This is a genomic window from Microbacterium sp. UBA3394, from assembly GCF_002358725.1.
Lineage (GTDB): Bacteria > Actinomycetota > Actinomycetes > Actinomycetales > Microbacteriaceae > Microbacterium > Microbacterium luteum.
This window is the reverse complement of record NZ_DEPK01000194.1, coordinates 24,997-32,489: the sequence shown is the minus strand read 5'-3', so window position 1 is coordinate 32,489 and position 7,493 is coordinate 24,997. Positions and strand designations below refer to the sequence as shown.

Annotated in this window: 8 protein-coding genes and 1 riboswitch; of the genes, 2 read left to right on the top strand and 6 right to left on the bottom strand. The window is 70.5% G+C overall.

All coding sequences use genetic code 11. The annotated features are described in order from the left end of the window. The 6 genes from B4E30_RS11770 to B4E30_RS11745 form a co-directional block, all read right to left on the bottom strand. The coding region (locus tag B4E30_RS11770; RefSeq protein WP_286795408.1) for a Fe-S protein at positions 1–233 on the bottom strand (233 nt) is incomplete at its 3' end. Between the two features lie 62 nt (positions 234–295). Continuing rightward, the gene (gene ribH, locus B4E30_RS11765) at positions 296–772 is read right to left on the bottom strand and encodes a 6,7-dimethyl-8-ribityllumazine synthase (RefSeq protein WP_071044673.1); all 477 of its coding nucleotides are present in this window, start codon (positions 770–772) and stop codon (positions 296–298) included. After that, entirely contained in the window at positions 769–2,046 is a 1,278-nt protein-coding gene (ribA, locus tag B4E30_RS11760; RefSeq protein ID WP_194383571.1) for a GTP cyclohydrolase II, read from the bottom strand. Before ribA ends, ribH begins: the two co-directional genes overlap by 4 nt. Beyond that, a complete protein-coding gene (locus B4E30_RS11755; protein ID WP_286795407.1) occupies positions 2,043–2,684 on the bottom strand; it encodes a riboflavin synthase in 642 nt (213 codons plus the stop codon). The genes ribA and B4E30_RS11755 overlap by 4 nt, the downstream gene beginning before the upstream one ends. Further along, positions 2,685–3,728: a bifunctional diaminohydroxyphosphoribosylaminopyrimidine deaminase/5-amino-6-(5-phosphoribosylamino)uracil reductase RibD gene (ribD, locus tag B4E30_RS11750; RefSeq protein WP_286795406.1), complete on the bottom strand. Its 1,044-nt coding sequence runs from the start codon at positions 3,726–3,728 to the stop codon at positions 2,685–2,687. Between the two features lie 85 nt (positions 3,729–3,813). After that, positions 3,814–3,974, bottom strand: a riboswitch (FMN riboswitch). Between the two features lie 69 nt (positions 3,975–4,043). Next, entirely contained in the window at positions 4,044–5,021 is a 978-nt protein-coding gene (locus B4E30_RS11745) for a sugar-binding transcriptional regulator (protein WP_228480791.1), read from the bottom strand. Positions 5,022–5,104: 83 nt separating this feature from the next. On the opposite strand from B4E30_RS11745, the gene B4E30_RS11740 reads away from it, so the two are divergent. Beyond that, the gene (locus B4E30_RS11740; protein ID WP_286795405.1) at positions 5,105–6,826 is read left to right on the top strand and encodes a glycerol-3-phosphate dehydrogenase/oxidase; all 1,722 of its coding nucleotides are present in this window, start codon (positions 5,105–5,107) and stop codon (positions 6,824–6,826) included. A 125-nt stretch (positions 6,827–6,951) separates the two neighbouring features. Next, positions 6,952–7,493 (top strand): dienelactone hydrolase family protein (locus B4E30_RS11735; RefSeq protein ID WP_286795404.1); only part of this gene is annotated, 542 nt, incomplete at its 3' end.

The window sequence follows — 7,493 nt, the reverse complement described above, 5'->3', positions numbered from 1 at the left end:
CCGATGACGAGGAGGATGACGAGCTTCACGCCGATCTTGATGTAGTTCAGCTCGTACGACACTCCCCACGGAGCGGCGAGGGCGAGGCCCGCGACGGCGGCGACGGCGAGGCCCCAGTTCATCAGCCGTGTCACGTTCCGACGGCCACCGATGGCCTCGACCGCCCATGCGCCGAAGAGCAGGGCGAACCCGACGAGATGGACGAGCACGACGAGGTGGCGAAGGAACTCCATGCGACACAACCTACGGCGCCGGATGCGAGGCCGCCAGCAAGGACGACCTCACCGTCGCCCCGTCAGCCGCGCAGCGCGCGGGTGACCAGAGCGGTGCGCACCGCGGCGTCCGCCGCTTCCGCACCCTTGTCCTCTTTCGAGCCCTCCAGGCCCGCCCGGTCGAGTCCCTGCTGTTCGTCGTCGAGGGTGAGCACGCCGAACCCGACGGGTCTGCCGGCGTCGAGCGACACGCGGGTGAGTCCGTCGGTGGCGGCGGCGGCGACGAAGTCGAAGTGCGGCGTGCCGCCGCGGATGATCACGCCCAGTGCCACGACCGCGTCGGCCCCGCCCGCGAAGGCGGCCTGCGCCGCCAGGGCGAGCTCGAACGAGCCGGGCACGCGCACGAGGCGGTGGTCGGCGCCGCTGGCATCCAGCACGCGTCGAGCGCCGGCGACGAGCCCGTCGGTGATGGTGTCGTGCCACGTGCCGGCGATCACGACGACGGAGAGCCCCGTCGCGTCGACGGGGGCGGGGGTCTGGGGTGCTCCGGTGCCGCTCATGCGCCGGCTCCTTCCTTCATCTGCGCGACCGCGTCGGCGAGGTCCTCCTCGGCGATGATGTGTCCCATGCGGTCGCGCTTGGTGGCGAGGTACTGGTGGTTGTTGGGTCCGACGCCGACCAGCAGCGGAACCTGCTCGACGATGTCGAGTCCGAGTTCGCGCAGCTGGCTGACCTTGTCCGTGTTGTTGGTGAGCAGGCGCACGCGCTCGACGCCGAGGTCGGCGAGGATGCCCGCGGCCGCGGCGTAGTCGCGCGCATCGGCCGGCAGCCCGAGCTCGAGGTTGGCGTCGACGGTGTCGTAGCCGCGCTCCTGCAGGCCGTAGGCGCGGAGCTTGTTGATGAGGCCGATGCCGCGTCCTTCGTGACCGCGCATGTAGACCACGACGCCGCCGTCCTGCTCGATCGCGTCGAGGGCGGCATCCAGCTGCGATCCGCACTCGCACTTCAGCGATCCGAACGCCTCACCGGTGAGGCACTCCGAGTGCACCCGCACGAGCGGGGCGTCGGAGGAGAGGTCGCCGGAGACGACGGCGATGTGGTCGGTGCCGGTCACGCGGTCCTTGTAGGCGAGGAAGCGGAACTCGCCGTGGGAGGTGGGAACGCGCGACTCCGCGCGCAGGCTCACGCGGCGGCGATGCGCGTGGCCGGACCGGGTGCCGTCGGGGTCGACCTCCCCGAGGTGCGCGATGAGCTGCTCGATCGTGATCACCGGCACGCCGTCGCGTCGACCGAGCTCGATCAGACCGGGAAGGCGCATCATCGACCCGTCCTCCGCGACGATCTCGGCGATCGCTCCCACCGGTTCCAGCCCCGCGAGCCGCATGAGCTCGACGGCGGCCTCGGTGTGTCCGCCGCGCTCCCGCACGCCGCCGTCGACGGCGCGCAGCGGCAGGATGTGTCCGGGGCGGATCACGCTCGACGGCGTCGACGCGGGGTTCGCCAGCACGTTGAGGGTGTGCGCGCGATCGGCGGCGCTGATGCCCGTGGTGATGCCGTCGGCCGCGTCGACGCTCACGGTGTACGCGGTGCCGCGGGCGTCCTGGTTGGTCTCCACCATCGGCGGCAGGTCGAGGGCGTCGGCGCGATCGGCGGGCATCGGCGCGCAGATGAAGCCGCTGGACCATCGGACGGTCCACGCGATCCATTCCGGCGTCGCCAGCTGCGCGGACAGGATGACGTCGCCTTCGTTCTCGCGGTTCTCGTCGTCGGCGACGATGACCGGGCGTCCCGCGCGCAGGGCGTCGAGGGCGTCGGAGATGGGGGAAAGGCTCATCGGGAGCCTCCTTCCGGACCTGCGCCGGCGGTCGGCGCGAAGGCGAGGAGTCGCTGCACGTGGCGCGCGAGGATGTCGGTCTCGAGGTTCACGCGGTCACCGGCCGCGCGCTCGCCGAGGGTGGTGGCCGTGAGGGTCTCGGGGATGAGGGAGACCTCGAACCACGGCGCGTCGGCGTCGGCGGCACTCGCGGAGCTGACGGTGAGGGAGACCCCGTCGACGGCGATGGAGCCCTTGTCGACGACGAGGGGCGCGAGGTGAGCGGGCAGGCCGATCCGCAGCACGAGCCACTGCGCACCGGGCCGCACCTCGAGCACCTCGCCGGTGCCGTCGATGTGTCCCTGCACGATGTGGCCGCCGAGGCGCCCGCCGGTCGCGGTGGCCCGCTCGATGTTCACTCGGCGACCCGGCGCCGCCCCGGCGAGGGTCGACATGTCGAGCGTCTGCTTCATGACGTCGGCGGTGAACCCGTCGGCGGCCTGCTCGACGACGGTGAGGCAGACGCCGGAGACGGCGATGGAGTCGCCGTGGGAGGCGTCGGAGACCGCGATCGGCGCGCGCACCGTCAGGCGGACGCCGTCGCCGGAAAGCGCCACGTCGGTGATCTCGCCGAGTTCCTCGATGATTCCGGTGAACATTCACGCGCCTTTCGTCGGATCCGCCGTGGCGGAGGAGGGGTGGGCGATGATCCGCACGTCGTCGCCGAGTCGGTCGATCGAGACGGTGTCGAGCCGCAGGGCCGACCCGATGGTCGGCACGCCGATCTCGCCCAGGGCGAGCCGTGCACCGCCGAGCAGCACCGGGGCGACGTAGACGATCACGTCGTCGACGAGGCCGGCGCGCAGGAACGCCGAGGCGAGGGCGGGCCCGCCCTCGACGAACACGCGATGGAAGCCGAGGCCGCGCAGCTCCGCCAGCACTGCGGGCAGGTCGTCGCCCGTGCGCTGGAGGAACGGACGGGGATGCCGGCGCACGGCCGCGTCGTGGGGAACGTCGCGGCGCCCGAGCACGAGCGGCACCGGCTGGGACTCGTGCAGCGCGCCGGAGGGGGTGCGGGCGGTGAGGGCGGGGTCGTCGGCGAGCACCGTGCCGATGCCGGCGACGATGACGTCGGCCGCCGCGCGTCGGCGGTGCACGTCTTCGCGTGCCGCGGAGCCCGTGATCCACTGGCTCGTGCCGTCGTCGGCGGCGGCTCGCCCATCGAGTGACTGCGCCCACTTCACCGTCACGTGCGGACGCCCGAGGCGCTGCACGGCGAGCCATGACCCGAGCAGGTCGGTGCCGTCGGCGGCGAACACGGCCGGCTCGACGTCGATGCCGGCGGCGCGGAGCCGATCGGCTCCGCCGGAGGATGCCTCTCCCGGGTCGTCGACGGCGAACACGACGCGGGCGATGCCCGCCGCGATGAGCGCTTCGCTGCAGGGACCGGTGCGGCCGGTGTGATTGCAGGGCTCGAGGGTGACCACGGCCGTGGCGCCCCGCGCGGCGCCGTCGGACAGGTGCGACAGGGCGTCGACCTCGGCGTGCGCGGTTCCGGCGCCTCGATGCCACCCCTCGGCGAGGATCTCGCCGTCGGGGGAGAGGATGACCGCGCCGACCTGGGGGTTCGCGCCTCGCGGACCGCGCAGCGCGAGGTCGAAGGCGCGTCGCATCGCGCCCTGCTCCGCCGCGGTGGCCGGCATCCGTCATCTCCTCGTCCGTCTGACCTCTGCTGCTGCAGATCATCGCGCACACGGAAGACGGGAAGCGGCGACGCGTCAGCGTCGCTCGTGCCACCTCCCATCCGGACTCGCGTCGGGTTTCCCCGTCGCATCACCGTCGGTTCCGGAATTCCACCGGATCAACCCGCATCGTCGTCCGTTCGGATCTCGAGGCGGGGTCGCGGACTTTCACCGCCGGTTCGGATTCTCACCGACCCCGGAGCACGTCGACACTCATTCTAGGTCAACCGCACGCGCGGGCATTCATTCCCGATGCGCGAGGTAACACCCCGGCCGTCAGTCGTCCTCGACCAGGGCGCGGGCCGTTCCCTCGTCGATCACGAGGTCGGTCACCAGGCCCGCCGCGATCGCACCGCGCAGGCTCGCGAGTTTCGACTCGCCCGCCACAATGCAGCAGCGCCGCGGAACCTGCCGCAGCGCCGCGAAGTCGGGGCCCGTCGCACGTTCGTTCAGCGCGATGCCGTCGCTGGACCCGTCGGCCCGGAAGAAGACCGTGGCGACGTCGCCGACCACCCCGTCCCGGGCGAGGGCGCCGAGATCGGACGGGTCGAGGAATCCGCCGGAGTATACGTGGCTGCGTACCCGCGCCGACGCGGACCCCACGCTGAAGAGCACGAGGCCCATCTTGTCCTGCGTCTCGAGGATGCGCCGAGTGCTGCGCTCGCGCCACAGCAGGCGCTTGGTCTCCGGGTCGTCGAAGAACGCCGGGACCGGGAACTGCTGGACGCTCCCGCGGTACGCCTCGCCGAAGCGGCTGAGGATCTCGCTGGCGTAGAGCAGACCGGTCGTATGCGTGTTCCCCGAGCCGTTCAGCTGCACGAAGGTGGTGTCGTGCACGGGTTTCGGAATGAGGTGCGTGCTGACCGCGGCCAGCGTCGACCCCCATGCGACGCCGACGGTGAGCTCCGAGTGCACGAAGTCGTGGATCACGTGGGCGGCGCCGAGGGCGACGCGCGCCAGACGTTCCGCTTCGGGCAGGTCGCCGGGCATCGGCACCACGTGCGCGGTGACGCCGAGGCGCGTCGCGATGCGCGACTCCAGCGTATGAGGGGCCTCGTGCGGCGAGCGGATCCTGATGTCGACGATGCCCTGGGCGCGCGCGTAGGAGAGCAGCCGAGAGACCGTCGAGCGCGAGGTGCGCAATTCCCGGGCGATCGCATCCATGGTGCGGTTCTGCACGTAGTACAGGTGCGCCGCGGTGTGCGCGCGGTCTACACGGAATGCGCCTTCGCGCCCGTCGTCGATATCGTCCATGACGACATGGTTGCACATGTGTGCAGACCCGCTGAAATATCGCGCAGCGGTGTGATGATGGATACCGGATCGAAAGGACGACCATGACGGATCGAAACGCGCCCTCCCTCCGCACCGACCTCGCTGCCCGGCCTCACGCCGAGGTTCTGATCATCGGCGGCGGCATCAACGGTGTCGCCACCTTCCGCGACCTCGCGCTGCAGGGGGTGGATGTCGCCCTCGTCGAGAAGAACGACTTCATCAGCGGCGCCTCGGCCGGGTCGTCCCACATGATCCACGGCGGGGTGCGCTACCTCGAGAACGGGGAATTCCGCCTCGTCCACGAGGCCGTCCGCGAGCGCAACGACCTCATCGGCACGGCGCCGCACTACGTCAAGCCGCTGCAGACGACCATCCCGATTCACTCGGCCTTCTCGGGGCTGTTCAATGCCCCGCTGCGCATGCTCACGCATCGGTCGGGAAAGCCGAAGGAGCGCGGTGCGCTGCTGATCAAGGTCGGACTGACGATCTACGACGCCTTCTCCCGCAACGGCGGACGCGTTCCCCGGCACGAGTTCCACGGGCGCAAGCGTTCGCTTCGCGTGCTGCCGGATCTCGGTCCCGGCGTGAAGTACACCGCGACGTACTGGGACGCCGCGATCCGGGACCCGGAGCGCCTCGGGCAGGACCTCGTTCGCGACGCACGCGCCGCCGGGGGCGACCGCGCCCGCGCGGTCAACTACACGGCCGCTGTTGCCATCGACGGCGACCAGGTGGTGCTCGAAGACGGGCCGACCGGGCGGCGGATCCCCTTCTCCGCCCAGATCGTCATCAACGCGGCGGGTCCCTGGGCCGACCTCGTCAACGACGCACTGGGTCGAGAGACCCGCTACATGGCCGGGACGAAGGGGTCGCACATCGTCCTCGATCACCCCGAGCTGCTGGACGCGACCGGCGGGCGCGAGCTGTTCTTCGAGAACAGCGACGGACGCATCGTGCTCATCCACCCCCTCAAGGGCCGCGTGCTGGTGGGCACGAGCGACCTCGAGCACGACATCACGGAGCCGGCGGTGTGCACGGAAGACGAGGTCGACTACTTCATCGACCTCATCGCGCAGGTGCTGCCCGACATCGCCGTCGACCGGTCTCAGATCGTCTACCGCTTCAGCGGCGTGCGGCCGCTGCCCAGCCACGAGGACCTGCCGCCCGGCTTCGTCTCTCGCGACTACCGCGTCGAGCATGGCGAGCTGGTCGCGGATGGGCCGCGTCTGATCACGTTGGTCGGCGGCAAGTGGACGACCTTCCGCGCGTCGGCGGAGCACCTCTCCGACGACACGTTGAAAGAGCTCGGTCGCGAGCGCTCGGTGACCACGCGAGGCCTCGCGATCGGCGGCGGCAAGGGATACCCGGCTGACGAGCGGTCGCGCCAGGCGTGGGTGGAACGCCACGCCGACGGTGTCGGACGCGAGCGCGCGGCCGTCCTGCTTGCTCGCTACGGCACGATCGCGCGCGACGTGATCGACGCGATCGTCGAAGATGATGACGATCGCGCGCTCGAGACCCTCCCGGACTTCTCGACGGGAGAACTGCGCTTCCTCGCGGTCACCGAGGATGTCGAGCGCCTCGCCGACCTGCTTCAGCGGCGCTCGGACCTCGCTTTCACCGGGCGGCTGTCCCGCGAGATCTTTGCCGAGGTCGCCGAGGCCGTCGCGCCGGTCCTGGGGTGGGATGAGGCCCGCGTCGGCTCCGAGATCGCGCGCACGATGGATCAGTTGGCCGCCCTCCACGGATGGCAGGCGTCGGCCGACGCGAACATTCCGGCGTGAGAATGCACATATGTGCACGGCGGTTGCGACGGTGTTCACCCGCTGGCTAGGGTTCCGGAGTCGCAGGATCTCACGGTGACGTGATCGATCCTTCGACTCCACCCGACTCACGAAGGAGTGTCCACGTGAAACCGCAGCTGTACCGCCGGAATGCCTTCTGGCTGGTGCTCTCCCTGATCCTCGTCGCCGTGTCCGGCGTCGGGGCTTCGCTCGTCCAGACCGACGCCGGAAGCGTCGAGATCAAGGATCTGCGCTGGGAGACGCCCACCGGGAAGGCGATGAGCGCACTGCTCTACATCCCTGAGAGTGCCACCGCCGACAACCCCGCCCCGGGTGTCGTCGCCAGCCATGGCTGGTTCAACAACCGTGAAATGCAGGACCTGAACTACGTCGAGCTTGCGCGGCGAGGATTCGTGGTCATGTCGATCGACATGTACGGCCACGGCGACAGCGACTGGCTCGTCCCCGGCGAGGAGGCCGTCGCCGGCACCGGCATGTACGACGCCGTCAAGCTCATGCATGACCTGCCATACGTCGACGCTGAGGAGATCGGCGTGACAGGTCACTCCAACGGCGCCCGTGCCGCGAACTTCTCCGTGCTCGAGGACAACGAAGCCGACGAGCCGCTCATCGCCGCCGTGCTGCTGGTCGACAACGACCCGATCTA

Coding starts and splice junctions, on each gene's coding strand:
- ribH (WP_071044673.1), bottom strand. CDS start 772: ATGAGCGGCACCGGAGCACCCCAGACCCCCGCCCCCGTCGACGCGACG.
- ribA (WP_194383571.1), bottom strand. CDS start 2,046: ATGAGCCTTTCCCCCATCTCCGACGCCCTCGACGCCCTGCGCGCGGGA.
- B4E30_RS11755 (WP_286795407.1), bottom strand. CDS start 2,684: ATGTTCACCGGAATCATCGAGGAACTCGGCGAGATCACCGACGTGGCG.
- ribD (WP_286795406.1), bottom strand. CDS start 3,728: ATGCCGGCCACCGCGGCGGAGCAGGGCGCGATGCGACGCGCCTTCGAC.
- B4E30_RS11745 (WP_228480791.1), bottom strand. CDS start 5,021: ATGGACGATATCGACGACGGGCGCGAAGGCGCATTCCGTGTAGACCGC.
- B4E30_RS11740 (WP_286795405.1), top strand. CDS start 5,105: ATGACGGATCGAAACGCGCCCTCCCTCCGCACCGACCTCGCTGCCCGG.